This window comes from Streptomyces sp. NBC_00490 (assembly GCF_036013645.1).
Lineage (GTDB): Bacteria > Actinomycetota > Actinomycetes > Streptomycetales > Streptomycetaceae > Streptomyces > Streptomyces canus_F.
Genome location: NZ_CP107869.1, coordinates 10258178 through 10284050 on the forward strand (window position 1 = coordinate 10258178; position 25873 = coordinate 10284050).

The following is a 25873-nucleotide window of genomic DNA, read 5'->3' on the forward strand; positions in this document are numbered from 1 at the left end:
TGGGCCGCGGATGGGGCAGATGGGTCAGAGGAAGGCGTGTCCTTCACCCCGGTACGTGGGGGCCTGGCCGACGATTTCGCTGCCGGACACCAGGTGGAGGGTGTTCACCCGCTCGCACAGTTCGCCGGCTTTGGCGTGCCGGAACCACACGTGGTCGCCGAGGCGCAGTCCGTGAGCTGCCGGACCGAGCACCGGTGTCTGCACTTCCCCCGCTCCTTCCAGCGGGTTCATCCGCAGGCCCCGGGGCCAGCTGAGAGTGGGCAGACGGTCGCGGCCGGGCGGGCCGGAGGCGACCCAGCCGCCCCCGAGTACGGTGGCGATCTTGTCCGTGGGACGGCGTACGACCGACATGACGAAGTAGGCGGCGGGCCGGGGACGGAAGCGTCGGTAGAAGTCGAACAACCCCGGTCCGTACAGGCCCGAACCCGCGCCGATCTCGGTGATGACGTGCTCGGCCGAGGTCTGCTCCACGGAGCCGGTGCCGCCGCCGTTGACGAACTCCAGGGGGGCGACGGTCTGGACTGCGGCGATCGCGGCGGCGCGCCGGTCGGCCAGTTCACGTGCCGACAGACGCTGCATGGCACGGAGCGCCGCGCGCTTGAGAGGGGATCCGGGCTGGTTGTCGCCCATGCCGGCGATCTGTCCTTCGTAGGACATGACCCCGGCCAGGTGGAACCCCTGATGGCTCTGGATCGCCCGGGCAAGCGTGGCGGCCTGGTGCGGGGTGTGCACGGGGGAGCGGTAGGGGCCCAGGTGGATGCGCCCGTCGGCCAGTTCCAGGGAGGCGTCCAGATCGATGCACAGCCGCAGAGGGGGGCGGGTGGCACCGACGGCCTCGTCGATGAAGTCCAGCTGGGCGACGGAGTCGATCATGAGGGTGATGCGTGAGGCCGCTCGCTCGTCCTTGGCCAGCTGCTGCAACGCGGTGCGGTCCGCGGTCGGGTAGCCGATGACCACGTCCTCGTGGTCCTCGGCCAGCCACAGGGCTTCGGGCAGGGTGAAGGCGAGGATGCCCCGGTAGCCCTGGTGCTGGAGGACGCGCTGGATCAGGTGGCGGCTGCGGACCGACTTGCTGGCCAGGCGGATGGTGGCGCTGCCGCCCGTGCGGTGTATGAGATCGCCGGCGTTGGCGTCGAAGGCGTCGAGGTCCACCACGGCGAACGGCGGGTCCAAGTGCTGGGTGGCCCGCTCCAGTTGGGCCATCCGGACCTCGCTGAAGCCGGCCATGGTGGAGGCGGCCGATTTCACGTCCGGCCAGGACGCCACATGTGCGCTCACATCCGCACCCTTTCTCGGTAGTTCAGTGGACCGGCCTGGTAAGCGGCGGCCGGGAACCGCGTCAGATGGTCGAGCGGTCCGAAGGCCGCGCCGCATCGGACCGGCGGCGGCCCGTGGGGGTGATGATCCGCTCTCGTTGCTTTCTTCCCTTGGCCTCGGCGAGCGGGATCACCCATCGCATCAGGCGGGGGAAGACGCCGGCGATCCGCTGGACGCGTCCGCCCAGGGGAGGGAACACGACCTCGACCGGCTTGGAGACGATCGCGTCGACGACGGTCTTGGCGATCTCCTCTGGTGCGTAGGACTTCTCGGCGAAGGAGATGGCGCAAGCGGGGTCGGCCAGTTCCTGCTCAAGCATGTCCGTGCGCGTGGACGGGGGATGAATGATCGTGAAGTCCAGTGGCCCGTCGCGTTCCTCCAGGGCCACGCTGTGATGGAAGGCCCGCAGCCCGTGCTTCGAGCCGCAGTACGTCGCGTATCCGGGCAGCGGGAGGAACGACGTCATGCTGCAGACTGTGATGATGTGGCCGCGGCCCTGCACGGTCATCCGCTCGATCGCCGTGCAGGTGCCGGTGATGGCGCCGAGCAGGTTGACCTCCAGGATGTCGCGGTGCTGTTGGGGGCCGAGGTCACTTGCGTGACCGGTGTGGGTGATGCCGGCGTTGTTGACCAGCACGTCGACGGCTCCGAACGCGGCCTCCGTTGCTTCGAAGGCTTTGACCCAAGCCGCCGGATTCCGGATGTCCAGGACACAGCCGGCGGCCCGGCTGCCCAGGCTGAGCGCCCTGGCCCGTACCGCCTGCTCGTTGACATCGGACAGCATCACGCGGTGCCCGCGTGCGACCGCCGACTGCGCGATCGCGGCCCCGATGCCGGAGGCTGCGCCGGTGACGAGAAGGACCCGGCTGTTTTCAGACACTTCGCTCATGGCCAACAGAGTCTCCTGGTCGTATGTCCAAGTCAACTGTCCGATACGAGATTGTCCTCGGTTGTTACTTGGGGATTCACAGCCGGAGCATCTCGATGCGGCCACCGTTCAGCTCTGCGGCACGGACGGGATCGTCGGTCGGCACGGTCGCGGCGAACAGGGTGCGCCCGTCTTGACCTGCGACCAGGCAGCTCAGGGTGTTCTGGCTCGTCGTGACCCGGTCGAGGACGCGGCCGCCCTCGGCCACGCGCACGCATTCGCCGCGCAGTGCGTTCGCGATCCACATCGTCTCGCCGTCGCTGTGCCAGGCGATGCCGTCGGGGGCGATCGGTGAGGCGGAGCGCTTGGCGATGGCCGGGTGGTCCAAGAGCGCCGAGATCCTTCGGGCGATCCGGCCGAGAAGCCCCGGATGGTTCACCGCATGCCACAGGAACGGTGAGATCAGCGGGGCCCAGGGGCGCGGCTCCCCGAGTGTGCCGTCGGGGAGCACGGGGAAGGCGGTGAGCCGCATGGCCAGGGTTTCGGCCGCCACCATGGTGGTGCCGTTGCCCGTCAGGACGCAGCCGTTGGGGAAGAGCACCGGCTCGGTCACCCCGAGCAGGGTCCCGTCCGCAGCCAGGCACGCGATCGGCGCCTTCGTCGGGCCGGGCGGCGCGTAGAGCATGGCGTTCGCGTGCTCGCGGGCGAACGCGTGGTAGTCAAAGCCGAAGTTGCCCACGTATGCACGCCCGTGCGGGTCGACGAGCATGTCGTTGACCGGGCCGCCGACAAGGTGCCGCAGATCCGCGTGCTCGACGAGCTCGCCGTCTGCTTCCAGTCGGTACACGACGCCTCCGTCCATGGAGGCGACGAGCATGCGCCCGTCCGGAAGCCAGCCGAGTCCGCCGGCCCGGCCGGGAACCTTGAGGACCGTCTCGGCCTCTCCCGTGCCGTCCCAGCGGTGCACCGTGCCGTGTGCCAGGTCGGAGAACCACAGGGCTCCCTGATGCCAGCGCAGTGACTCGGGAACGCCGAAGCCGCTCAACGCGACTGATGTCGTCCGCTTCATTCCAGCAGCTCCTTGGTGACGGGCCTTGGGCGTGGTGTCTCTGCCGCACAATAAGTTGGTCATCTGTACAAGACGCTTGACTTGTACGGGTGACCGTCTCATTCTGGGCAGACCGAAGTCAACGTTCCGGCAGGAGTTTTTCCGTGGCTCAGACTCGATCGCTCACGCCCGACGGCGCCCGGGCGGACGCACACATCGCAGTGGACAACCCGGCCACCGGAGCAGTGGTCGGCCACGTCGCAGACGCGTCGGCGCAGGAGGTGGCGCAAGCGGTTGCACGAGCCCGGCGGGCGCAGCCGGGCTGGGCTGAACTGAGCGCCCGAAGCCGTGCGGAATTCTTTACACGCGGTCGTCGGTGGCTGCTGACTCACCGGCAGGAGATCATCGACTCCATCGTCGCGGAGAACGGCAAGGCGGAAGAGGACGCGATCGTCGAGATCGTCTACTGCGTCAGCGCCTTCGCTTACTGGGCCAAGCGGGCACGGCACTTCCTCGCCGAGACGAAGATCCGCTCGCTCTCGCCGTTCGTGCTCGGGCGCAGCATGTACACCCGGCGGGTCCCCCTCGGTGTCGTCGGAGTCATCGGCCCCTGGAACAACCCGTTGATCAACTCCTTCGGTGACGCCATCCCGGCCCTGGCCGCCGGCAACGCCGTCGTCCTCAAACCCTCGGAGTACACACCGCTGACCGCGCTGCTCATGGAGAAGATGACCCGTGAGTGCGGCTGGCCCAAGGACGTCTTCCAGGTCGTGACCGGCGCCGGCGCCACCGGCCAGGCCCTGGTCGACACCGCCGACTTCGTGATGTTCACCGGATCCACGAAGACCGGCCGGGCCGTCGCCGCGCGGGCGGGCGAGCGGCTCGTCCCGTGCTCACTCGAACTCGGCGGCAAGGACGCTCTGATCGTGCTGGCCGATGCCTCGCTGGAGCGGGCGGTGAACGTCACCCTGCACGGTGCTCTGTGCAACGGGGGGCAGATGTGCACCTCGGTGGAGCGCGTCTATGTCGAGGAGCCGGTGTACGACGCGTTCGTCGCCAGGCTGCGCCAGCGGTTCGAGGAGGTCACCTCCGGCAGGCCGGCAGGGCTGGGCAGCACCGATGTGGGCGCCATGACCTTCCCGCCTCAGATGCCGATCGTCGAGGACCACGTCAAGGACGCCGTGAGCCGAGGAGCGCGCGTCCTTGTAGGGGGCCACGCCGCCCCCGGCCCGGGCCGGTTCTTCGAACCCACGCTGCTCGTCGACGTCGACCACACCATGAAATGCATGCGTGAGGAGACCTTCGGACCCACGCTGCCCGTGATGAAGGTCGCAAGTGCCGAGGAGGCCGTCCGGCTCGTCAACGACAGCACCTACGGCCTGCAGGCCTCCATCATCAGCTCGAACATGAAGCGTGCCCGACACCTCGCCGAGCGTCTCGAGGCAGGCTGCGTCACCATCAACGACGCCCAGACCAACTACATGGCCTTCGGCCTGCCCATGGGCGGCTGGAAGGAGTCGGGCCTCGGCGTACGGCACGGCGCCGAAGGAATCCGCAAGTACACCAGGCTCCAGGCCGTCAGCGTGAACCGCTTCCCGACCCGCCGCGACCTTCACATGATCCCGTTCGACCCCTCGGCCTACCGGTCCATCCTGCGCCTGGTGGACCTCATGTACGGCAACCGCCTGCGCCGCCGGAGCAAGTAACCGCGCCACCGCCCACCAGATCACGAAAGGCCAGATCCCGATGACCACGACACCCGCCGCCCCGCACATGTCCGTCGGCGCCATGCCCGAGGGCGTCACCCTGCCGCTGCCCCAGCAGAACCTGAGCACCGAGGAGGAGCGTCAGGTCCGCAAGCAGGAACTCGCGGCCGCCTTCCGCCTGTTCGCTCGCTTCGGCTTCTCCGAGGGCGTGGCCGGACACATCACGGCCCGCGATCCGGAGAACCCCTCGGCCTTCTGGGTCAACCCCTTCGGGATGTCGTTCAGCCAGATCCGCGTCTCCGACCTGATCCTCGTCGACCATGACGGCAAGCTCCTGGAGGGCAAACGCCCGGTCAACAACGCCGCGTTCTGTATCCACTCCGAGGTGCACCGGGCCAGGCCGGATACGGTCGCTGCCGCACACACCCACTCCCTGCACGGCAAGGCCTTCTCCAGCCTCAGCGTCCCGCTCGAGCCGATCACCCAGGACGCCTGTGCCTTCTTCGAGGACCACGGCATCTACTCCGACTACCGCGGAGTGGTGAACGACACCGAGGAAGGCCGACGGATCGGTGTGGCGCTGGGCAAGGGAAAGGCCGTCGTTCTGCAGAACCACGGGCTGCTCACGGTCGGGGCCTCCGTCGCCGAGGCGGCCTGGTACTTCATCACCATGGAACGCTCCTGCCAGGCGCAGCTGCTGGCCATGGCCGCGGGTGAACCGAAGCTCATCGATGCGGAAACAGCGCGGATGGTGAGGGACCAGATCTCCGGCCCCCTCCCGGGCTGGTTCCAGTTCCGCCCCCTGTGGGACCAGATCACCGCAGACCAGCCCGACCTGTTCGACTGACATGACGCGCTGATCCTAGGAAGCCAAGTCGGGTGGGTGCGGCGGCTGCGGCCGCCGCACCCACCCGACTTTTTGGTGTGGCCGCCATGCGACGAGGGGGTGGCCAGAGCCGGTGAGCGTGCGCTCACCGGCGACTCACCTCACGCGTCCTTGGCGGCGAGGCTCATGAGGTGCTCGCCGGTCAGGCGGAGCACCGCGCGGGTGTTCTCGCTGTTACGGTCGGCCAGCCAGCACAGCGTGACACCGTCCAGCACCGCGTTGAGGTAGCGGGCCAGAACGGGAAGGGGCACCGTCCACTTGATGCCCGCGCTCGCGGCAGCTTCAGCGAGGAGCTGCTCATGGACTTCCAGGTAATGCTCGTACTGCCGGCGGGCCAGATCCTCAAAGCCCTCCTGACGCAACGCGTAATGGGCGAGTTCGTACCCCACCTGATGCTCTCCCGGGCTGAGCTCAACTCCCTCCCAGAAGGCGAAGAGGCTCCTGGCGATGCGTGCGCCGAGGTCGCCCTCTCCCTCGAACACGTTCCGGGCCTTTGCCACGCCGCTGTCCGTGATACGGGTGATGACTTCCTGGAGGAGTTCCTCACGTGAGTTGAAGCAGTAGTGGAAAACGCCCAGCGGCATCTTCGCCTCGTTGACGACAGCGCGTGTCGTGGTCTTGACGACTCCGTCGCGGACCATGACGCGGAACGCCGCGGCGATGAGTTCTTCCCGTCGATCCTTCGCTGCCATGCGAGACATTCGGTCCACCGTTTCATCAAGAGTGAAATGCTCACTCCATGCTAACCGGCGTCTTGGACGATCGACCAACTGTGATTTCGGTCGTCGGAGTCGATGGCGTACATCTCGTCCGTGGGCTTCAGCCAGTAGCCGGTGTGGGCCTGGTCATCGATGTCGATGCCCTCGTCCACGAGCCCACGAAGTACTCGTCCTTGCTGATGCCGATCCGGTGGCCATCAGCTCCGTGGAGTAGCAGTCCTTGCCGGAGATGCCCGGGTAGCCGTCGGGCCGGGGCCCTGGAGTGGGCTTCACCACCATCGGGACCGTGCCGTCGGTCCGGACCAACTGTTCGTCGGTGGTGTCGAGATGGACGCAGACCTGTACGGCCTCCCGGTCGGCGTCGAGGTAGGCGAGCACCAGGATGCCGGCGATGTCGAGCAGGGCAGGCCCTCATCGTCCGGCCGGTCCGTCGGGTGGAAGTGTGCCGGGCTGTTCGCCGCCGCGCAGGCGTCGGCGAGGTTGAGGGTGAGGGGCGTGCGCACGTGACGGGAGATGTCGCCGGGGTACGGCGTGTAGCCTGCGTCGCCGTGGTTCTGGTCCGGCCTGTAGTAGAGGTCGACGGCCCTCTGGTCGTCGACGCACCGCGCCGAGGGCGACCAGGCGCGCGCACTCGGCCTCGAGGGCGGCGACACGCTCCTCACCCACGAGCCCGGTGCCGACCCGCACATCAATATGAACCCGGTTGACGACCTTGCTCTCGGGAACGCGCTGGAAGAACAGTCGCGGACCCGCGCCCTCCGGGTCCATGCAGGCGAACGCCGCTCCCTGACGCTCAGGTGGCAGTGAGCGATCGAAGTCGTCCCAGGAAGCGAAGCCCTTCGGCGGCGGCGGTAGGACGTACCCCAACACCTCGCACCAGAGACGAGCCACACGCTCAGGCTCGGCACAGTCGAAGGTGACCTGGATCTTCTTGATCGATGCCATCGGATCACCATGGTGGCGCGCGCGGTCCACCGAGCCTGCGGGACCCACAGCGGCCTCGGGACCGCCCCGCCGCGGGCGCCTCTCATCGCACTCCTGTGGCCGGACGGTGTCTGCCCGGCCCACGCGGCGCAGGCGGGTCGGCGGGCTGCAGGTAGTATCCCGAGCGCTTCCGGCCCGTTCGGGCTGGTGAACCAGGTGGGTGGGGAATTCCTCGATGACGTTTCGGCTGCGCGCAGTCCGCGCGTTCGCGCTGCTGCTCGGCTTCTTCCTCATGAGCCTGGCACTGCTGTCGGCCATGGCCGTGCTCGACTGGCTGGTGCTGACCCACCCGGTCACCGAGAGGGCGGCGTGGATCGGGGGCACGGTGCTGACGGTCACCGTGCTGCTGGCAGCGGCGATTGTGCGTGGCTTGTTCACGTTCCTACGAGCCGGCCGGCTGGGACCGGTCCCGGAGGGGGTGCCGGTCACCCCCGAGGACCAGCCCGCGCTGTGGGAGCAGGTACGGGCGGCAGCCGAGGTGACGGGACAGCGGCCGCCCGACGAGCTCTACCTCGTCGCCGAGGTCAACGCGGCCGTCGCCGAACAGAGCCGCATGCTCGGACTGCTGCACGGACGACGCCGGATGTATCTGGGGCTCCCGCTGCTCGCCGGACTGACCGTCCCACAGTTGCGCGCCGTCCTCGCCCACGAGTTCGGGCACTACGGCAACCTCGACACCCGGCTCGGAGGCGTCACCATGCGCGGCCGCGCGGCGCTCCTGCACACGGTGGAGGCGTTCCAGGAGGGCAGCACTGAGTTCCATCAGGCGATCGGTGCCCTGTACGTCGGCTACGCGCGGCTGTATCTGCGGACCACCCAGTCCGTGGCTCGCCACCAGGAGCTCGCCGCGGACCGGATGGCGGCCAGGCACGCCGGTCGCGACACGACGGTCGCCGCGCTACGCGCCATCCCGGTGCTCGCCGACGCCCACACCCACTACCTGGACACCTACGCCGCGAGGGGCATCTCGCTGGGTGCGCTCCCGCCGGTGGGCGAAGTGCACGGCGGTTTTTGCCGGTTGCTCGCCGCACGCACCGGGGAACGACTCGCCGCCCTCCGCGCCGGACAGCGCCCGCCGCGACCGCACCCGTACGACTCGCACCCCCCGACAGCCGAACGCATCGCCCGCCTCGAACAACTCCCGGCAGACGACCGGTCAGAGGACCCCACCGACCAGACCACCGGCCTCGCCCTGTTGCGCGACACCGACCGGCTGTTCACCGCGCTGGAGGCGCGCACGCTGGCTGGGGAGTCGGCGCAGTTGCGGCGCGTGAGCTGGGACGAACTCGTCATGGCCCGCGCCATCGCCGACGCCGAGGGCTGGTCCCGACCACTGCGGGTCGCCGTGGCCAGGACACTTCGATCCTCGGCGCGGGGAGCGGGCGGCGCGGTGACCGATGCCGTACGCCGGGAAGGCACGACCGGCGAGGTGAGCGGCGACCTCTTGCCCGGCTTGGAGGAGATACTCGACGCGTTCGACCGCGGCCTGCTCTGGCCGGAGGTCGCCGACCGCATGCCCAAGCCGGACCAGGCGACCCGACTGGTCGGGCAGGCCGCGCGCAACTTCATTCGGCCAAGGATCTTCGACGGCCTCGCGGGCCTGATCCACCTGCGCCTGGCCGAGTCCGGGCAGGCCAAGCCGGACGTCGGCTGGTCGGAGCAGCCCGGACTGTTGCTCCCCGAGTCGTGGGAGAAGACCATGGACGACGCCATCGACGCCGCCGTCGCCGACACACCCGACACCCGATCCCTGCGCGCCCTGCTCACCGCGTCCCACCACGCGCCGGCGTGAACGGGCTTGTGGACAGCGCCGGTTGCTAGTGCCGCAGCACACTAGCGGGCGCCCTGGTTGTCAGTGGTGGGTGGCAGCATCGACGGCATGACGGACACCGCGGTATTCGACTGGCGCTCCTTCCTGCTCCGGTGGAGCGGGGAGTGGGCGGATTCCCTCTCCGACGACGAGACGCGCGGCGCGGACGACGAGGCCGCGCGGGAGGCGCGGTGGCTGGGGTTCCCGCCCGCCTCCGAGGAGCGCATCGCGGCCATGGAGGAGCGCCTGGGTCGACGGATGCCCCCGTCGTACCGGGAGTTCCTCAAGGTCAGCGACGGGTGGCGGCATGCGGGCGGGTTCGTGTGGCGGCTGGCGGGGACCGAAAGGGTGCACTGGCACGAGAACGAGTCAGGGCTCGCCGACGTGTTCGAGGAGTACCTGGACGAGGACGCGGACCCTGAGGAGCAACGGGAGGCGGAGCTGTGGCGGCGCGGGCTCCAGCTGGACGTCGAGTCCGACTCCACCTATGTACTCCTGGACCCCGATGACGTGGACGAGGACGGCGAGTGGGCCGTCTACACATGGGCGAGCTGGCGGGCCGCCTCACCCGAACGGCAGGCGAGCTTCCTGGAGTTCATGCAGGAGATGTACCGCGAGTTCCACCGCCTGCGGTCCCACCGCGGCGAGGGGCAGCCGGTGTTCGTCAACGACACCACGCGCGAGCTGGACGACCTGGTGGACGCGGCCCGGCTGGAGGCGCTGCGCGGCAACTGGGAACGGGCCGTGCAGCAGTTGGACGAGGCCAAGGCGTACGGCCGACCGCGGGCTGTCGGGTTGGGCGACCAGATCCGACGCCTGCTCGGACAGACCTCCATGTACTTCGACGGCCTGGCGACGGACCCGCGGTACGCGGCCGAGCTGTTGCCGTCGCTGGTCGCCGAGCACGCGGCACACTCGTACCGCGACGACTCCATGCTGATGTTCCATCTCCGCGGCGCCGACGAGACCCTGGTGGCAACGGCGTACGCGACCCTGGAGCAGGTGCGCGAGGGCACGTACCGGTACGCGCCGGCAGGACCGTTCGGTGAGGCGGTCGAGCAGGCACGGGAGCTGGCGCGGTGGGGCGACACCGACGGGGCGTGGCGGACACTGACGGCGGCGCTGCCCCTGTGGGAGCCATTGGGGCCCGATCATCTGGCACCGCTGGGATGGGTGGCCGACCCCGTGCTCGGACCGTTGCTGACCCCGGAGCGGGGGCGCCAGCTGTTGTCCACACCGAGAGCGGGCCAGGCCGGTGGCCCGCCGAGTCCGACGGACGGCCTCGACTCGAGCGGCATGGCATGGCTCGCCGTGCCGGACCCGGGCAACAGCCGCACGTCCTACCGGTTCGTCCTGGTGGAGGGGGTGGATCCGCAGGAGTTGGCAAAACGCCTGGCGGACGGGCGCGACCACGACCGTGGCCAGGAAGACGAGCACGAGCACAGGAGCGTGCTGGACTCGCCCATGACCCTGTGGGAAGCGCGCCGCAGGTCGGTCAGCGACCAGAGGGAGTTCTCCTCCTTAGACGACAAGGCCCTCATGGCGGTCGGCCGCGCCGGCGCCGGCTGGAGCTTCGCGTTCGACGGCCAACCCGCGCAGTTCAACCGGCAGAGGTTCATCTCCCCTGCCGAGTGCTCCAGTTCGGGCACCCGCGCGGTGGTGGTGTGGAGCGGCCTCAGGGAACCGCACCGGGAGCCGTTCTTCCACCTGTCCGTGGCGCAGGACGGTGCCGAGCAGTACGCGTTCACCTACACGGACGGCGAACTCCGGCAAAGCGGAGAGATACCCCGCCTCCTGGACCCGACCCGGTTCTTCGGAGCCGCGGAGGTGGAGGGTGCCGAGGTGGAGCGGTCACTGTTGGAAGCCGTTGCCGAGGAGTTCGGCGCGTCTCTGCCCCGTCACGCCCTCGTGAGCGGACGGCTGCACACGTTCACCACCCGTTCCTGGACGCGTCCGCCCGAGAGCGGCGAGGCGTACGCGGTGATCCGGTTGAGCTGGGGAGACACACCCTCGGTGGAGGACGCGGGGGCGGGGGAGGACGGGCCGGGAAGCGGGTGAGGTCAGTGCCAGAGCCCGGTTGTCCCGGCCGTCTGCCATCTGGTCGAGCCATCGTTCGTACCAGGCGAGGAAGTCCGGGGCGGAGGAGACGTTCGGGCCCCAGAGGCTGTCGGCGTTGGCGACGCGCCCGAACCGGCTGATGTTCCAGAAGACGAAGGCTCCCGTGGCAAAGGCCCAGCCCAGGACGGCAGTCTCTTGTGCTCAGTCAGAGATGATTCAGCCGGTCCACGTCTTGATCTGGGCCGCGACCTCGCGTGCCGGGAGTCCGTCTCGGGCGGCCCGGGCCAGGGGGATGACGGTGTTGAGACCGGGGCTGACCGGCAGCCCGCACGCGGTCAGATATGCGGCGGTCACGGTGGCAGCGAACAGCAGGTTGCGGACCTCCAGGCTTGGCTGCCGCGCCAGCTCGCACAGCAGGGCTGCGGCCTTGTGGTGCGGCTCGGGGTAGACCTCCTGGCCCAGGATCTCCGCACGGTGGCGGGCCTCGGCGGCGACCGGCACGCCGTAGTCGACGACCTGGGGATCCCCTGGGATCTGCTGCGCCACCGCCAGGATCCACGCGAGGTCGACCTTCAGGTTCACGCGGCGTCCCGCGGCGCGTCCTTCGCCAGCCCGTCCGGGAGCCCTGGGTAGCGGTCCTCCCCAAGCTCCGCCTCGAACCGCTCCGCGTAGGAGGCCAGGAAGCCGGCGGCACCGGCCATGAACGCAGACCGGGACTCGTTCACGTCCTGCTCGATCAGATCGGCGACGTACCCCTGCAGGCTCAGCCCGCGCCGCTTGGCCCGCTCCTCGGCCGCCGCCCGCACGGCCTCGTCCAGCCGGATGTTGGTCTGCTTACTCATAGGCCCCAGCCTAGCTAACAGCTGATACCAGTGGCTAGCATCTTGCGGGAGTCAACCGGACGGCTCGGACCAAAGACTCCCGCCCCCAGTTCGACGCCCTGGTCCGTACCCGGCGGTGGATCATCGATGAGGAACGCCGTGATCTGTTCACGCTCGCGCCGGCTTCGGTGAGCCGCCATACGTAGCGGTGCGCGCCGCGGTGTCGTACGTTGCGGGCTCCGACTGCGACCAGGGCCTCCCGAGGCCGGACGGCCGGGTTGCGCCCGGCCCGCGGCGCCGGAGCCCGAGCGCGATGAGTCGGGTGTCGGCGCACCGGTGGCCCTGCTCCTAGCGGCGGATCTTGTGTGCTGTGCGGCCGGTAGCGCGCGAGTTCCAGGAATCTGGGCAGCCCTTGGCCGCGAACCTCCGTGCAGGTCGTGATTTCGCTGTCGTGTCGGCGCGGGTTCCGGAGCCTACGACTGTTCTTCTCGGCCGGCCTGGGCGCGATTCGGATGGCGGCTCCCGCGACCAGCGGCTGGAGGGGTGCGCGGCCGCAGGCGCTCGCCCTGCGGTCCGAACATGATCAGGTACTCGACCGGACCGCCGGGGCTGGCGTTCGCCACCCCGTGCGGGGTGCGGGTGTCGAACTCGGCGACGTCCCCGGGGGTCAGGACGAGGTCTTGGTCGCCGAGCGCGAGCCACAGCCGCCCGTACAGGACGCACAACCACTCGTAGCCCTCGTGGCAGACCCGCCGCGGCCGCGCGGGCGGACCCTCGATGGCGGGCAGGACGTGCTTGTGGGCGTGCAGGCCGCCGACGTACCGGGTCAACGGCAGCACCGCTTTGTCATCCCCGAAGCTCAGCGGCGCCGCAGCGCGCGGCTCGGCCGCGGGGGCGGGCGCGGTGCCGGCCAGCTCGTCCAGGGAGACGCCGTACTCCTTCGACAGCTGCAGCAGCACCTCCAGCGTGGGCTTGCGCCGGCCGGTCTCGATCCGCGACAGGGTGCTGGTCGAGATGCCGGTCGCGCAGCTGACACCGGCGAGCGTCGCGCCATGCTGCTCGCGCGCGGCCCGCAGCCGGGGCCCCATCGCGGCCAGCGTGCCGTCCACGTCGTCGACTGCCACCTTTCCCGCTCCTTCCCGTGCCACTCCGCCGCTCTGTCCTGCGAGTTTGCCAGAATGGCAAGGCTGATCGCGACGGGCGGGTGCCGCGCCGCATGATCGATGGGTAGCCGCGTCCGCCCGCGAATCGAGGAGAAGCCCATGCAGCCCGAGCCGACCGCCGAGCTCCGCCACCGCACCGTCGAGGCCCCGGCCGGGCGCCTGCACCTGGTCGAGCAGGGCGCCGGCCCGCTGGTCCTGCTCGTCCACGGCTTCCCCGAGTCCTGGTACTCCTGGCGCCGCCAGCTCCCGGCCCTCGCCGCGGCCGGCCACCGGGCGGTGGCGATCGACGTGCGCGGCTACGGCCGCTCCTCCAAGCCGCAGACGCCCGACGCCTACCGGATGCTCGACCTGGTGGAGGACAACGTCGCCGTCGTGCGCGCCCTCGGCGAGGAGAACGCAGTGGTCGTCGGCCACGACTGGGGCTCCAACATCGCCGCCGCCTGCGCCCTGCTGCACCCGGAGGTCTTCCGCGCCGTCGGCCTGCTGAGCGTTCCCTACGCGCCGCCCGGAGGGCCCCGCCCCACCGACATCTTCGGCCAGATGGGCGGCCCGGAGCAGGAGTTCTACGTCTCCTACTTCCAAGAGCCCGGCCGCGCCGAGGCGGAGATCGAGCCCGACGTCCGGGGCTGGCTCGCGGGCTTCTACACGGCCCTGTCCGCCGACACCATGCCCGCCCAGGGCGAGCCCGACCCGCACTTCGTCACCCGCGGCGGCCGGTTGCGCGACCGCTTCCCCACGGGTGTCCTCCCGGCCTGGCTGAGCGAGGAGGACCTGGACGTCTACGCCGGGGAGTTCGAGCGCACAGGGATCACCGGCGCCCTCAACCGCTACCGCAACATGGACCGGGACTGGGAAGACCTCGCCCCGCACCGCGGAGCCCCGATCAAGCAGCCGTCCCTGTTCATCGGCGGCGCCCTGGACGCCTCCACCACCTGGATGTCCGACGCCATCAAGGCCTACCCCACCACCCTCCCAGGCCTGTCGGCCTCCCACCTCTTGAACGGCTGCGGCCACTGGATCCAGCAGGAGCGCCCCGACGAGGTCAACCGCCTGCTGACCGACTGGCTCGCCACCCTCCAGGGCTGAACCAGGCGGGCAACCTGGGCAGCTTGCGACGGTGTCCAGGCCATCGGTGGTGCTCAGGCCGGGCAGCGGCGGCGTATAGGTCCTACGGATACGGCGGCTCTGACTCCTCGAGGGGCGGGTCGGTCAGCCGCTGGGCGGAGACAACGAGCAGGAGGTCGTCGGCGGACCACGGGCCGCAGGCCAACCAGGCATCGCCCCGGGAGAGCACCACCAACTCGCCGGGCGCGGTGACGAGACAGCACACGCCGCAGCCGCACGACGGGTCGAAGGGTTCGGGTGGGCGATGCAGGGGGTGGTGAAGTAGTCGGCTCCGTGCTCCCCGACCGCAGCCAGGACCAGGTCGCCGTCCGCGACGTCGCCGGCGCGGGCGACGCGCGCGTGCGGCACAGCGAGCGCGAGACGGGTCTGCGGGCTGTTCACGGCGAGCTGCCCATCGAGCAGGCAGGCGTTGCCGCTGGAGCGGGCATCGCCGGTGGCGGGTGCGGCGAGCAGGGCCCGGTGGAAGTCGACGGCCGTCTGGGCCGCGTGCCTTGCCCTGACGTGGTCCAGGGCCTTGATGAGGCCGCCGCCCGCGCGTTCGCGAGCGACGGGTCGGCGACTGAGAACTCATCTCGTCCGGCCGGAAATCGGCAGCCAAACTTGCGGACCGGCCACCGCGTTTGCAGGCTTCGCTCCGGGGTGCACACGGTCGCGGATGCGCATCCTCGGATGTGGGGCGGATACCGGCAGGAAGGAAGGCCAACCATGATCCTCCCGAAGGTCAGAGACCCCCGCTTCGTGACGATCCGCCGCGGTGGGACCCTCACCGATTCGGATCACCGCCTCCTCGCCCTGTGGGCGGCAGCCTGCGCGGAGCACGTCCTTGACCTCTTCGAGTCGGCTCAGCCTGAAGACCCACGACCGCGCCAGGCGATCGAGCACGCCCGCGCCTGGGTGCATGGCGAGGTGAAGATGATGCAGGCCCGCACGGCGGGCGGCCATGCAATGGGCGCCGCTCGAGACCTGCGGGGCGCAGCGCGGCATGCCGCTTACGCCGCCGGCCAGGCCGCAGTCGTCGCACACGTCGCCGCGCACGAACTCGGGGCAGCCGCCTACGCGATCAAGGCCGCACGCGCTGCCGCGCCACAAGACGAGAGTGAGGCCGCAGGACGACTCGAGTGCCAGTGGCAGCGCGACCAGCTCCCGGAGGCGATTCGCGAACTCGTCCTTGACGACCAGCGATTGCGCAACGACATCTGCTGGTCGGTGTTTGCCTGCTGAGGCTGATCCACCGGCACCGTGCCGAAGAGAACGACACCTCACCGGCGACGGCCTCGCCGGAACACCAGCCGGCGGGGCCGTCGCCGCCAGAGTTCGTCGGCATCGTGAACGCTGCCCTCGTCGGCATTTTCAACGCCGGGCAACAGGGTGTACTCGGCGAGGTGGCCGGGGGCGAAGTGGGCGGCGAGCGCGGCGCGTGCGGCTCGTTCGGACAGGGAGTGTGCGGGCATGCAGGGGTGGGCCTTTCGGGCAGGGCGCGGCACCGGCAGGCGGTCCGGTGCCGCGGCGGGGCGGGCGAAGGGGGACGTGGCCAGGGACGACGGGAAGGGGAGTGCTGTCGGTACGCAGGACCCGCGCCGATCCAACTCGGCCGTGACGGGCTGCCGTTCTCGTGCGGTCCTGTGTCGCGGGCTTGTACGACGTTGACTTCCTCCCCCGCCTAAAGGCGGGGGATTCCAGCGGTCGCCCGCTGGGGTTCCTGTTTCACCGACGACTGCCCCGTCCGGGAGGACTCCCGTTGAGGTCTTACACCATCTCCACAGGCAGATGCCGCCAGCTCGGCGGTCAGGATGTTGCGTGCCGCGTTGATGTCGCGGTCATGCACGACGCCGCAGGCGCACGTCCATTCGCGGACGTTCAGCGGCATCTTCGCCGCGACCGTCCCGCAGTCCCCGCACAGCTTGCTGCTGGGGAACCATCGGTCGACCACCACGAGCTCGCGCCCGTACCAGGCGCACTTGTACTCCAGCAGGGAGCGCAGTTGCGTCCAGGCCGCATCGCTGATGGCGCGTGCGAGCGTGCCGTTCTTCAGCAGGTTCCGGACGCTCAGGTCTTCGATCACGACCGTTTGGTTCTCGCGGACGAGTCGAGTCGACAGCTTGTGCAGGACGTCGCGGCGCCGGTCGGCGATCCGCGCATGCACACGGGCCACCTTGCGGCGGGCCTTCTCCCGGTTCGCCGAGCCCTTCGCCTTGCGCGACAACTCCCGCTGCGCCTTCGCCAGGCGGGCACGGTCACGCCTCTCATGCCTCGGGTCGGCGACCTTTTCCCCGGTGGACAGGGTCACCAGGGAGGTGATCCCGGCGTCCAGGCCCACCGCGTTCGTGGTGGCCGGGGCCGGGGCGATGGTGTCCTGGCACAGCAGGGACACGAACCAGCGCCCCGCCGCGTCTCGGGACACCGTCACCGTGCTCGGCTCCGTCCCCTCGGGCAGGGGGCGCGACCAGCGGATGTCCAGAGGATCGGCCATCTTGGCCAAGGTCAGCTGTCCGTCGCGCCAGGTGAAGGCGCTGCGGGTGTACTCGGCCGACGCGCGGGACTTCTTGCGGGACTTGTAGCGCGGGTACTTCGCACGCTGGGCGAAGAAGTTCCCGAACGCCGTCTGCAGATGGCGCAGCGCCTGCTGCAACGGAACCGAGGACACCTCCGCCAGAAAAGCGAGTTCCTCGGTCTTCTTCCACTGCGTCAGCGCGGCGGAGGACTGCACGTAGGAGATGCGGCGCTGCTCGCCGTACCAGGCCCGTGTGCGTTCCTCTAGGGCCTTGTTGTAGACGAGGCGGACACAGCCGAACGTGCGCGACAGCTCAGCCGCCTGCACGCCGGTGGGGTAGAAGCGGTACTTGAACGCCCGCTTGACCTGCCGCGTCACGTCTCACACTTTATCAACTTCCGTATGGGCAGCGGGTGTCGTCCGGTGGACGGCGCACGCCGGTCCGTCTGGGCGGCGAACCGGCTTCCCCTGCCCTGCTCCGCAGGAGCTTCGATTCCTCCCCGGCCTGAAGGCCGGGGTATCCACGAAGGACAGACCCGATGAGCGATCTGTCGCCGGGCGGTCTGAGTGAGCGCGGCCAGCCACCGGGACCGGCCGGTGGTCGGCCGCTGGTCCTCAGCCGAGTGTGGTGCGCCGCGGTGCGGCGGTAGCGTGGCGAGGCGGGCAGAGGTGCGGACGGGCGGGGTGGATTTTCATGCGGATGCGGTACGAAGCCGGGGCCGGAGAGGAGTTCGAGGCGGCGTGCGGGCTGTTGATCGACCGGTTGGTCCGGTGGGCGGGGGAGCAGGGTCTATCGGCGGACGGGTTCCTGGTGGAGGCGGCGTTGGACTACCGGCACCGGGCGACCGCCGACGGTCGGCTCGGGTTGTGGGAGGCGCGGCATGTGGAGGAGTTGCTGCTGTCCTGGCTTCCTCAACAGGTCACTGAGCTTCCCGGGGAGGAACGAGCCGATGGTCCGGGCACGTTGCGTACTCTCCTGCGCTTTCTGCACGCCGTGCGGTTGGCGGACCCACGTGGTCCCGCCCTCGATGACTCCCTGGGTGCGGTGGACGCGGCCGCGGAGCGGTATCCGGCGGCAATGGCGGACCGTACCCGCTGGGGTCTGGCGAAGTTCTGGGCCGTAACTGGTGCTGAGCAGGGGGTGGACGTCATGGACGGGGCGGCGTTTCAGCGGTTCGCGGAGCGCGCTCAGCGTGGGGACGTCGCCTTTGACCAGCGGACCCTTGACGCGATCATGGACCGGCGGTTGAACGGCCGCGGGTTGGCGGATGGGGCCCGGGCCGAGCCGCAGTTGCCTGTGGTGTTGCCTTCGGACGGTGAACTGCGACGACGGGCCGAGGCGTCGACGATTGTGGTGCAGTTGCGTGGGCTTGCGGAGTGGGTGGGGCGTGAGGGGCGGGTGGTGACGGCCGCGGGGCGGCTGCGGATGGCCGACGCCCGCGAGCTGGTGGACGGTTTGGGCACCGGCGACAGGACCGAGGGGGTGCGCTCTTCGAGCGACCTGCCGCGGCTGGGACTGCTGGTGGAGTGGGCGAAGAAGGCGCGGCTGGTCCGGGTGGCCAAGGGCCGGTTGCACGCGGTGGCCAAGGCCCGGCCGGTGCTGGCCGACCCGCTTCAGCTCTGGTCGCGCGCCTTCGACGCTCTCTTCGAACTGCGGCAGGCTCTGATCGGGGCGCGCAGCGGCTGGCACGTCGAGTCGATGCTCTTCGACATCTACGACGAGATGCTGGAGGACGTGCTGAACACGCTCTACAGCCTGCCGTACCCGATGCCCTGGCCTCGTCTGCGTGACTCCGTGCACGTGGGTTATCGGGCACGCTTTCGCCTGGACGCCGGCCCGGATTTCCAGCACCGGATGTGGTTCCAGCACGCCGACCGGGACCTGCGCGCGGTGCTGGACGCGCTGGAGGACCTGGGTGCGGTCGAGCGTGAGCAGGGGATGGCCGATCCGGTGTTCCTGGAGGCCGATCTCTTCGATCTCGAAGATTCCGGCCCTGAACTGAGCGCGGGCATGCCGCAGGAGCTCGGGGAGTTGCTGGGAGTCATGGGGACGGCAGCGGACCCGGCGGCGGCTCGGGACCGTAACCGCCTGTTGCGCGAGGAATTGACGGCCGGGCCCGTCGAACTCATCCGCCTCACCGAGCTGGGCACCCGGGCTGTACGGCAGCGGCTGCTGGCGGCCGGCCGGGACGCACCGCTGGTTGGTGAGCTGGTCCAGGCGCCAGCGGCCGGTCTGCTGGGGGTGCTGGCGGAGGACTACGACCCGGATACCGCCCGTATCGAACTGGGCGGCTGGATCTCGGCCCACGGGGAGCGGGATGCCGCACTGCGGCAACTGACCGACGCCGTACGGACCATGGCGGATACGGCCTTCCGAACGCGTGCACTGGCGATGCTCGATGTGCTGGCGGCGGCGTTACCCGACGGCGACGGCGAGCGGCTGCTGCGGGCGCTGCGCGGCGACGACGTAATGGCACCGCTCGCGCTGAGCGCGCTGACACACCGTGAACTGCTGTCCCCCGCGGACATGACCGACGCCGAACATCTGCTGATGCTCGCCGAGAGCCTGCTCCAGCTCGTGGAGCTGTCCGGCGGCTCAGGCAGCGCCGAGGAGGCGCTGCGTGCCCAGGGCCCCGAGGCCAGAGACGCGGTCGCCGCCGCGCTGGCCTCCGCGCACCCGGATCGGCCTGGACTTGAGGAACTCCGGCACCTGGGTGCCCGGGCCTGGCGTACGTCGCCCGTTCGCCGCGGGCGCGGGCCTTCCATGGGCCGGGGCGGGCGCAAGCGGCGCCGGTGACCGGGTGACACCGATCGGTTCCGCGGGCGCAGAGACGAGAACCTGCGGGGGTGTGGAGTGGGAATCTGGCGGTGCTTGGTGCTGTGCGGATCGGGGACGCGCGTTAGCGTCGAGGTCATGGCCGAGGGATGGGACGAGGACGGGCTGCGGGCCGTGCGCGGCGCGCTGCACGGGCCGGACGGGACGGCGCTGCTTGCCGCACTGCGCCACGGACCCGTGAATGAGGTGCTGCAGCTGGCCGGTGACGGTGTGGCTGGAGCCGCTGCTCTGGGTCTACCGGGCGCCGTCCGGATGGCGGCCACGTTCCTCGGAGCACTGCGGGAACGCGGTTTCGGGGGCGATGAGGAGCTGGCGGACCTGTTGGGGGTGTCGGTAGGGCACGCGGTGACCCCCGTCCCTCGTCCGCTCGCAGTCGATCTGGAGATGCTCGCCATGCTGCTGGAGGGCGATCCGGCCGAGTCCGGGGGGCGGCTCGATCTGTCCACTGGAGAATGCTGGCCTGTCTTCACCGATGAGCTGGAGACCGGGTTCGAGGAGGCAGAGGCTCCCGACCGATGGCTGTCTGTGCCGACTCTGGGGCCTCGGTACGGCTACCGGGACATGGAGCTGTTCATCGAAGGGCTCGATGACGCCGTCCTTGCCGATCGGCTGCGGACCGCTGTGCGTGGCCGAGGCGCCTTCCGGCGGTTCAAGGATGTCCTCGCCCGTGACGAGCTCGCCTGGCGCCGGTTTCACCGGTTCAGCGAGGAGCGACAGCTCGGTCGAGCCCGCGCCTGGCTGGCCGAAGAGGGCTATCGTCCGAGACTTCCGTACCGCGCCGTCGGACAGGGCGGCCACCCCAACCGCGCACGAAGCGTGCCGTGAGCCGCTGGCCCACACGTCCTGTGCGGGCCTCTGGGCGGCCCGATAGACGATGTTCCGTTCATGCCCGCAGAGTGGTCGAGGGAGCGGCGTCAAGAGCGCGGCCGACACAGAGATATGACGGACGCTGTTCCGCCACCTCCGCAACGCACAGGGGTCTGCGGCGTGGCCGCCCAGGTGAGTGACGGCGTGGGACACCGTGTTCTGACCAGGCCCCTCCCGGAAGCCTGTCGTGGGCACCGGATGCCCGCGGCCGGCGAGTTCCTCGCATAACTCGATGATGGTGATCTTGCCGTCGGTCTTGTCGATGCGCCGCTGCAGGTAGGGCTGGTGCATGTCGAGTCGGCTGGCGCGGGAAATGCGTCCGCCAGCGCTTCCCGCTCCCGGGGTCGCACGACCAAGATGGCGTACACGCAGTGGGACACGGGCATGATCCAACCTCCCTGACCCAGGGGCCTGTTCGGCGTGCGGGGGCGGGCGCGGCCGGCCGGGCGGCGGTGAGCTCCTGGATGGCGGCTTGTTGGCGGGGATGACGTGGGGGCCCAGGTCGCGAAGCGTGTCGGCGGTGTCGTCTGTCCTCGGACACCGAACCTGGATGATTTGTCAGGGAAGTTGGGCCACTGCTGTGTACAAGTCGGCCGTCCTCGCCGGAAGCTAGGTGATCCGAAGCGCCGCGAACGGGGGGTGTCATGGCTTCAGCAGGCATGGTCGTCACGGTGATCGTTGTTCTGATCGCGCTGGCCTGGGTCGTCACCACGGTGCACAGTCGCCGATGGCGTGGCCGTGAGCAGGCCTACGCAGACCATCTCCGACGCCGCATACAGGCGCGCGAGCAGGGAGAGTACCCGGTCGGTGGATCGCGTCCCGGTATAGCTGTGTCGACGCCCGCATCGCCCGCGACGGCCGGCGGCTCGCTGGACGCCCGTACCAGCCAGCTCCTGTCCGAACTGTGTGCGATTGGCCTGAGCAGGGACTTCTTGACGACGCAAGGGGAGAGAGACCCGCGAACCCGGGAGATCGGTGCTGAACTGGACCGAATGGGCGGTATGCGAAAGATGCTCGATGTGCACAGCATGGTGAGGGCCGAGATCGGCCAACTACATGCACGCCATCTGGAGGTGGCTTGGGACAGGATCGGATCGTGGCTGGGTTAGCTGTGCCGAAAGACGCCCCCGGAGACCACCCAGGACTCGCGGTTCATCGGCGGACAGCCAACATCACGGATCAGCTCCAGGGCGACTTGCGACCTCCTGGGTCAGGCGTGGAAGCACTCGCGGATCAGGAAAGGCGCGTGCCGCAGGAGATATAGGACATCGTCCACGCGGCATGATCGGCCTGACCAAGGCCATCGACCGGTTCGAGCTGACCCGCGAAGTCGAGTTCACCTCCTTCGCCGTGCGTACATTGTCGGAGAACTGAAGCGGCTCTTCCGGACACCTTGTGGGCGGTGCATGTGTCGCGGCGGCCTCAGGAGGCGCGGGTACAACTGGCCCGCGCCACTGAGGAACTGTGGTGAGACGTGTCTGGCGCCTGCCCCGCCAGTCACGGCGCATGCGCCAGGTCCGGTGCCAGGGGCCCCGGGTACAGTCGGCTCGCTGCTCAGCCCGCGCCGGACCGGGCATCGCGGCCCGAAGGCATCCTCGTCGTGTTCCGGCAAGGAAATGCCATGACCAGTGTCCAGGAACCGCCCGAGTCGGCCGTGCCCCTCACCGGAGCGCCAGGTGAAGCCTCCGCCGAGGACCGCGTGGCGCGGATACGCAGACGTCTGGAGCGGCTCATCGGGATCGCCGCGACCGAGGGCAATGCGTTGACTGTGCTGCGCAACGGGGACGAGATATTCCCAGCGATGCTGACCGCGATCCGGTCCGCCGAGCACACAGTCGACATGATGACCTTCGTTTACTGGAAGGGCGACATCGCTCGCGAGTTCGCCCAGGCGCTCGCCGAGCGCGCCCGTGCCGGGCTCAGGGTGCGACTGCTGCTGGACGGATTCGGCAGCCGGCTGATCGAGACGGATCAGCTTGAGGCGATGGAGCGGGCAGGGGTGCAGGTGGCGTGGTTCCGCAGGCCGCTCTACCTCTCTCCGCTCAAGCAGAACCACCGCTGTCACCGAAAGGTCCTCGTCGTCGACGAGGAGACCGCCTTCACCGGCGGGGTGGGGATCGCCGAGGAGTGGTGCGGAAACGCCCGCAACCCGCAGGAGTGGCGCGACACCCACGTCGAGGTCCGCGGGCCGGCGGTGGACGGCATCGCCGCCGCGTTCGCGCAGAACTGGGCCGAGTGCCACGACGAACTCTTCAACGAGAGGGACCGGTTCATCGGCCACCGCCCGCAGGGGGATGCGATCGTGCAGGTGGTGCGCGGCTCAGCCAGCTTCGGCTGGCAGGACATGCAGACCCTCATACACGTGATGCTGGCGTCGGCTGAGGAACGCTTCCGCCTGGCCACCGCCTACTTCTCCCCGGACTCGTACTTCATCGAGCTGCTGTGCGCCGCCGCGCGGCGCGGCGTCGAGGTGGAGATCGTGCTGCCCGGGCCGCACACTGACAAGCGGGTCTGCCAGCTCGCCGGGCAGCACTTTTACGAGAACCTCACCGCGTGCGGGGTGAAGATCTACCAGTACCAGCCGACGATGATGCACACCAAGGTCATCACCGTCGACCGCGTCGCCGCCCTCATCGGCTCGACGAACTTCAACCGCCGCTCCCTCGACCACGACGAAGAGGTCATGCTCGCCGTCCTGGACCCGGAGTTCACCGCGACCCTGGACGAGCACTTCGACGCTGACGCGGCGGCCAGTGAACTGATCCGGGCGGGCCGGTGGAAGAGACGCTCTGTCCTCCAGCGGGCTCGTGAAGTGGCCGTCCAGCCCATCCGCCGGTTCCTGTGACATCCCGCAGGCTCTTGCTGCCAGGTCAGCGCGGCGCCGAGCGAATTCCCGCATAAGAATCCTTAAACGAGCAGGCTTTCGGGGCATGACGGAATTCTGGCAGGGAAGGCGAGACGGCCAGTCTCGCCCGTCAGGGTGGCTGGCCGTCGAGGATAGGAGTAGTGGCAGAGGTCACCGGAAGGGAGACCGGGGGCGGTTCATGCCACGTATGGAATTCGTTTATGGCGCCATGTCCCGCAGATCCGGACGGTTCCTGGGCAGTCCGGATCCCGCCATCTCTTTTTTCTCGTAGGCTAGGAAGTCCAGAGTGCGGTAGAACGCGCGGTTGCGCTTACTCTCCGGTGACGACTCGAGGTTGGTGGCAGGAGGAAGTCCCACACGGTCACTTCCGCCATCACGCCGGACAGCCGCGACTCCATCAGCACCGCCCGGGAGCGTACTTGCGGGCGGTGCTGATGAACTCGCTGACCACCAGCTGGGTCAGGTCGCTCGCACGCACGGATACCGGTAGGCCATGCTCCGCCTGGCACCGGCAAGGGGAAGCGACCCAGGCCCAGATCGGCGAACGGCTCGGCGTCTCCCAGATGCACGTCTCCCGGCTGCTGTCACGCACCCTGGCCCAGCTCCGCGCGGGCATGCTCACCACCCACTGACCCCGCCACCTCGTGGCCGTGGCCGTGGCCGTGGTTCGCCGCACGGCCCTGGCCGGAGGACGCTGGGAGGCGTGAGCAGCGCGCCGATCGTCGTCCACCGCCCGTCCCGCACCGGCGGCCGTGGTGTCTCCGTGCGCTCGCACGGCCGGGCTGAGATCCTCGGCACCGCTTACAGCGATCACGACCTGGTGGTGTTCCTCGAAGCCGCGGGCGTCGACGAGCCCGAGGGTGTGCTGGATGATCCGCGGTGGGTGGAATGGCGCGGAGGTGGCCCCCACGAGTGGAGCGCGCCTTGAGTGTCTGATGCGGGCTGCTCGGAAAGGACCGCGCGCAGGGTGGCGTCGGGGTACCGAATCGGCTGCACGGTCATCAGGGCGGCGCGGGACTCCGGGGGATGGGTTGTATGTCGCTCCGTCCGTCGGCGTCGAACTGCCCCCGCCCTCTGGCGTGCGACACGGGTGTCGATGCCGCTCAAGGTCACGCAGGCAGCCCGACCCGCACGGCACCGCTCTCGCGGTCCACCTGTACGGCATGACTGGCTTGCGTGAGGATCGCCAGCAGCGCCGACCGCAGAGCAGCGCGAATTCCCTCAAAACTCGGCATCCTCCCGGCCCGCAGGATCCAATTCGCTGCCGGGCACCCGTCCCATGTAGTCGCCAAGATGCAAGCGCGTCGGGAGACGACCCGGCTCGGTTTGAAGCCGGAGGACTGGTCGGCCTGGGTCACTGCGGTCCGGCTCTTCCGGTAAGTTGACCTATCACTACAGTGGCATTCATGCATCGATCACGAATGTACGCGCTGATCGTGGACGCTCCTGAGCGGGAAGCTTCGGCAGCAGCCCGGTTCTGGTCGTCGGCTCTGGGCGTGCCCGCCCGTGTCGACTCGGCGGAGCCCCAGTTCACGTCGCTGGTCGGTGCTGTGGACGGACTGGCTACGGTGGTCCAGTCCGTTGCTGATACTCCCCGTATGCACATCGATATCGAAACCGACGATGTTGATGCCGAAGTCGACCGCCTTGTGGGGCTCGGTGCCACCGAGGTGTCTTGTTGGCTTCAGTGCCATGTGCTGCGGGCACCGGGCGGACACCTGCTGTGCGTCATCCCCGTCCACAGCGATCCGGATCTCTTCGCGGCGACCGCCCAGACCTGGAGGTGACCCGTCCACCGCTGCCTCGTCTGCTGCCCTGGTGGAGATGAAGGGCGCGCTCGTCCGATCGGGAGGGAGCCGCAGCCGGTGACAACTGTCGTGCTGTCCGAACCGGTGGTGACAAGCAGCTTGCTGACCTGGTGATAGCCACCGTGCCTCGACGCCGACAATCGGCAGATCAGCCGCTCTGGTCAGTGACGACTGTCGTGCTTCGGCTCAAGCGCATGCATCACCTGGCCCTCGTCCGCATGCCGTCCGCCGGTACGCCCTGGCCGCGCCGGGCTGTTCGGGATCGCTCGGTGGTGTTCGCCGAACAGCACCGGACATCGCTGAATACAGCCGAGGGGACCGCGAGCGCCGCGCGGGGGAAAGCGATGAAGCGGCTCGTTTTCCAAGGCCTACTGCGGGGGCTCGTACAGGAACCCGTCACCCGGAGGCCGCAGAGCCAGCCTGACAGCAACTCGGCCCGTTCCCCATCGACACCCGTGCCGTCCTGACGTCCCAGCACGGCAACGCCGGCCTGGCCTGAG

General features: G+C 69.4%; 24 protein-coding genes and 3 pseudogenes. 15 read left to right on the forward strand and 12 right to left on the reverse strand.

Translation table 11 applies throughout. From position 1 onward, the window contains the following. Positions 1-24 precede the first annotated feature (24 nt). From OG381_RS46945 to OG381_RS46955, 3 genes are all read right to left on the reverse strand, one after another. Positions 25-1227 (reverse strand): amino acid deaminase/aldolase, encoded by a 1203-nt coding sequence (locus OG381_RS46945; protein ID WP_327722748.1) that lies wholly within the window; start codon positions 1225-1227, stop codon positions 25-27. Positions 1228-1339: 112 nt separating this feature from the next. Beyond that, complete coding sequence (locus OG381_RS46950) at positions 1340-2206, reverse strand: SDR family NAD(P)-dependent oxidoreductase (RefSeq protein WP_327722108.1); 867 nt, start codon at positions 2204-2206, stop codon at positions 1340-1342. 76 nt (positions 2207-2282) lie between these two features. Beyond that, entirely contained in the window at positions 2283-3254 is a 972-nt protein-coding gene (locus OG381_RS46955; protein WP_327722109.1) for an SMP-30/gluconolactonase/LRE family protein, read from the reverse strand. A gap of 143 nt (positions 3255-3397) precedes the next feature. Between OG381_RS46955 and OG381_RS46960 the strand changes: the two genes are divergently transcribed. Together OG381_RS46960 and OG381_RS46965 are read left to right on the forward strand one after the other, a co-directional pair. Then, complete coding sequence (locus OG381_RS46960; RefSeq protein ID WP_327722110.1) at positions 3398-4939, forward strand: aldehyde dehydrogenase family protein; 1542 nt, start codon at positions 3398-3400, stop codon at positions 4937-4939. Positions 4940-4979: 40 nt separating this feature from the next. Then, a complete protein-coding gene (locus tag OG381_RS46965; RefSeq protein ID WP_327722111.1) occupies positions 4980-5786 on the forward strand; it encodes a class II aldolase/adducin family protein in 807 nt (268 codons plus the stop codon). Positions 5787-5926: 140 nt separating this feature from the next. Here the strand turns inward: OG381_RS46965 and OG381_RS46970 are convergent, their stop codons facing one another. Both OG381_RS46970 and OG381_RS46975 read right to left on the reverse strand, forming a co-directional pair. Beyond that, complete coding sequence (locus tag OG381_RS46970; RefSeq protein ID WP_327722112.1) at positions 5927-6517, reverse strand: TetR/AcrR family transcriptional regulator; 591 nt, start codon at positions 6515-6517, stop codon at positions 5927-5929. 50 nt (positions 6518-6567) lie between these two features. Beyond that, the gene (locus OG381_RS46975) at positions 6568-6696 is read right to left on the reverse strand and encodes a hypothetical protein (protein ID WP_327722113.1); all 129 of its coding nucleotides are present in this window, start codon (positions 6694-6696) and stop codon (positions 6568-6570) included. Positions 6697-6871: 175 nt separating this feature from the next. On the opposite strand from OG381_RS46975, the gene OG381_RS46980 reads away from it, so the two are divergent. After that, a complete protein-coding gene (locus tag OG381_RS46980) occupies positions 6872-7051 on the forward strand; it encodes a hypothetical protein (protein WP_327722779.1) in 180 nt (59 codons plus the stop codon). A gap of 84 nt (positions 7052-7135) precedes the next feature. Here OG381_RS46980 and OG381_RS46985 read toward each other — a convergent pair. Continuing rightward, positions 7136-7489, reverse strand: a pseudogene (locus OG381_RS46985) (VOC family protein); the annotation flags it as partial. Positions 7490-7703: 214 nt separating this feature from the next. On the opposite strand from OG381_RS46985, the gene OG381_RS46990 reads away from it, so the two are divergent. Both OG381_RS46990 and OG381_RS46995 read left to right on the forward strand, forming a co-directional pair. After that, positions 7704-9320 (forward strand): M48 family metalloprotease, encoded by a 1617-nt coding sequence (locus OG381_RS46990; RefSeq protein ID WP_327722114.1) that lies wholly within the window; start codon positions 7704-7706, stop codon positions 9318-9320. Between the two features lie 87 nt (positions 9321-9407). Then, positions 9408-11396 (forward strand): SMI1/KNR4 family protein, encoded by a 1989-nt coding sequence (locus OG381_RS46995; RefSeq protein WP_327722115.1) that lies wholly within the window; start codon positions 9408-9410, stop codon positions 11394-11396. Positions 11397-11612: 216 nt separating this feature from the next. Here OG381_RS46995 and OG381_RS47005 read toward each other — a convergent pair whose 3' ends face one another. The 3 genes from OG381_RS47005 to OG381_RS47015 all read right to left on the reverse strand — a co-directional run bounded on the left by OG381_RS47005 (position 11613) and on the right by OG381_RS47015 (position 13341). Then, positions 11613-11978, reverse strand: a complete 366-nt coding sequence (locus tag OG381_RS47005; protein WP_327722116.1) for a hypothetical protein — start codon at positions 11976-11978, stop codon at positions 11613-11615. After that, positions 11975-12238, reverse strand: a complete 264-nt coding sequence (locus OG381_RS47010; RefSeq protein ID WP_327722117.1) for a hypothetical protein — start codon at positions 12236-12238, stop codon at positions 11975-11977. Before OG381_RS47010 ends, OG381_RS47005 begins: the two co-directional genes overlap by 4 nt. Before the next feature lie 452 nt (positions 12239-12690). Next, positions 12691-13341: a helix-turn-helix domain-containing protein gene (locus tag OG381_RS47015; RefSeq protein WP_327722118.1), complete on the reverse strand. Its 651-nt coding sequence runs from the start codon at positions 13339-13341 to the stop codon at positions 12691-12693. A 138-nt stretch (positions 13342-13479) separates the two neighbouring features. Between OG381_RS47015 and OG381_RS47020 the strand changes: the two genes are divergently transcribed. Next, positions 13480-14466, forward strand: a complete 987-nt coding sequence (locus OG381_RS47020) for an alpha/beta fold hydrolase (protein ID WP_327722119.1) — start codon at positions 13480-13482, stop codon at positions 14464-14466. A gap of 82 nt (positions 14467-14548) precedes the next feature. On the opposite strand, the gene OG381_RS47025 is transcribed toward OG381_RS47020, so the two are convergent. Then, complete coding sequence (locus OG381_RS47025) at positions 14549-14710, reverse strand: hypothetical protein (RefSeq protein WP_327722120.1); 162 nt, start codon at positions 14708-14710, stop codon at positions 14549-14551. A 500-nt stretch (positions 14711-15210) separates the two neighbouring features. On the opposite strand from OG381_RS47025, the gene OG381_RS47030 reads away from it, so the two are divergent. Then, positions 15211-15726, forward strand: a complete 516-nt coding sequence (locus OG381_RS47030) for a putative immunity protein (protein WP_327722749.1) — start codon at positions 15211-15213, stop codon at positions 15724-15726. 38 nt (positions 15727-15764) lie between these two features. Here the strand turns inward: OG381_RS47030 and OG381_RS47035 are convergent, their stop codons facing one another. Then, positions 15765-15956 carry a hypothetical protein gene (locus OG381_RS47035; protein WP_327722121.1) on the reverse strand — a complete coding sequence of 64 codons (192 nt, stop codon included), beginning with the start codon at positions 15954-15956 and terminating at the stop codon, positions 15765-15767. 209 nt (positions 15957-16165) lie between these two features. Beyond that, complete coding sequence (locus tag OG381_RS47040; protein WP_327722122.1) at positions 16166-17374, reverse strand: RNA-guided endonuclease InsQ/TnpB family protein; 1209 nt, start codon at positions 17372-17374, stop codon at positions 16166-16168. Between the two features lie 322 nt (positions 17375-17696). Here OG381_RS47040 and OG381_RS47045 point away from each other — a divergent pair, with 322 nt between their 5' ends. The 8 genes and pseudogenes from OG381_RS47045 to OG381_RS47080 all read left to right on the forward strand — a co-directional run bounded on the left by OG381_RS47045 (position 17697) and on the right by OG381_RS47080 (position 25352). Beyond that, positions 17697-19793, forward strand: coding sequence for a hypothetical protein (locus tag OG381_RS47045; RefSeq protein ID WP_327722123.1), 2097 nt, complete (start codon positions 17697-17699; stop codon positions 19791-19793). Between the two features lie 117 nt (positions 19794-19910). After that, positions 19911-20657, forward strand: a complete 747-nt coding sequence (locus OG381_RS47050; protein ID WP_327722124.1) for a hypothetical protein — start codon at positions 19911-19913, stop codon at positions 20655-20657. 686 nt (positions 20658-21343) lie between these two features. Further along, the gene (locus OG381_RS47055) at positions 21344-21808 is read left to right on the forward strand and encodes a hypothetical protein (RefSeq protein WP_327722781.1); all 465 of its coding nucleotides are present in this window, start codon (positions 21344-21346) and stop codon (positions 21806-21808) included. Between the two features lie 169 nt (positions 21809-21977). Further along, positions 21978-22164 (forward strand): annotated as a pseudogene (locus OG381_RS47060) (RNA polymerase sigma factor SigF); the annotation flags it as partial. Between the two features lie 156 nt (positions 22165-22320). Further along, positions 22321-23544 carry a phospholipase D-like domain-containing protein gene (locus OG381_RS47065; RefSeq protein WP_327722125.1) on the forward strand — a complete coding sequence of 408 codons (1224 nt, stop codon included), beginning with the start codon at positions 22321-22323 and terminating at the stop codon, positions 23542-23544. A gap of 539 nt (positions 23545-24083) precedes the next feature. Then, a pseudogene (locus tag OG381_RS47070) lies at positions 24084-24197 on the forward strand (sigma factor-like helix-turn-helix DNA-binding protein); the annotation flags it as partial. 71 nt (positions 24198-24268) lie between these two features. Continuing rightward, positions 24269-24493 carry a hypothetical protein gene (locus OG381_RS47075; RefSeq protein WP_327722126.1) on the forward strand — a complete coding sequence of 75 codons (225 nt, stop codon included), beginning with the start codon at positions 24269-24271 and terminating at the stop codon, positions 24491-24493. A gap of 493 nt (positions 24494-24986) precedes the next feature. Beyond that, the gene (locus tag OG381_RS47080; RefSeq protein ID WP_327722127.1) at positions 24987-25352 is read left to right on the forward strand and encodes a VOC family protein; all 366 of its coding nucleotides are present in this window, start codon (positions 24987-24989) and stop codon (positions 25350-25352) included. The last annotated feature ends 521 nt before the right edge of the window (positions 25353-25873 follow it).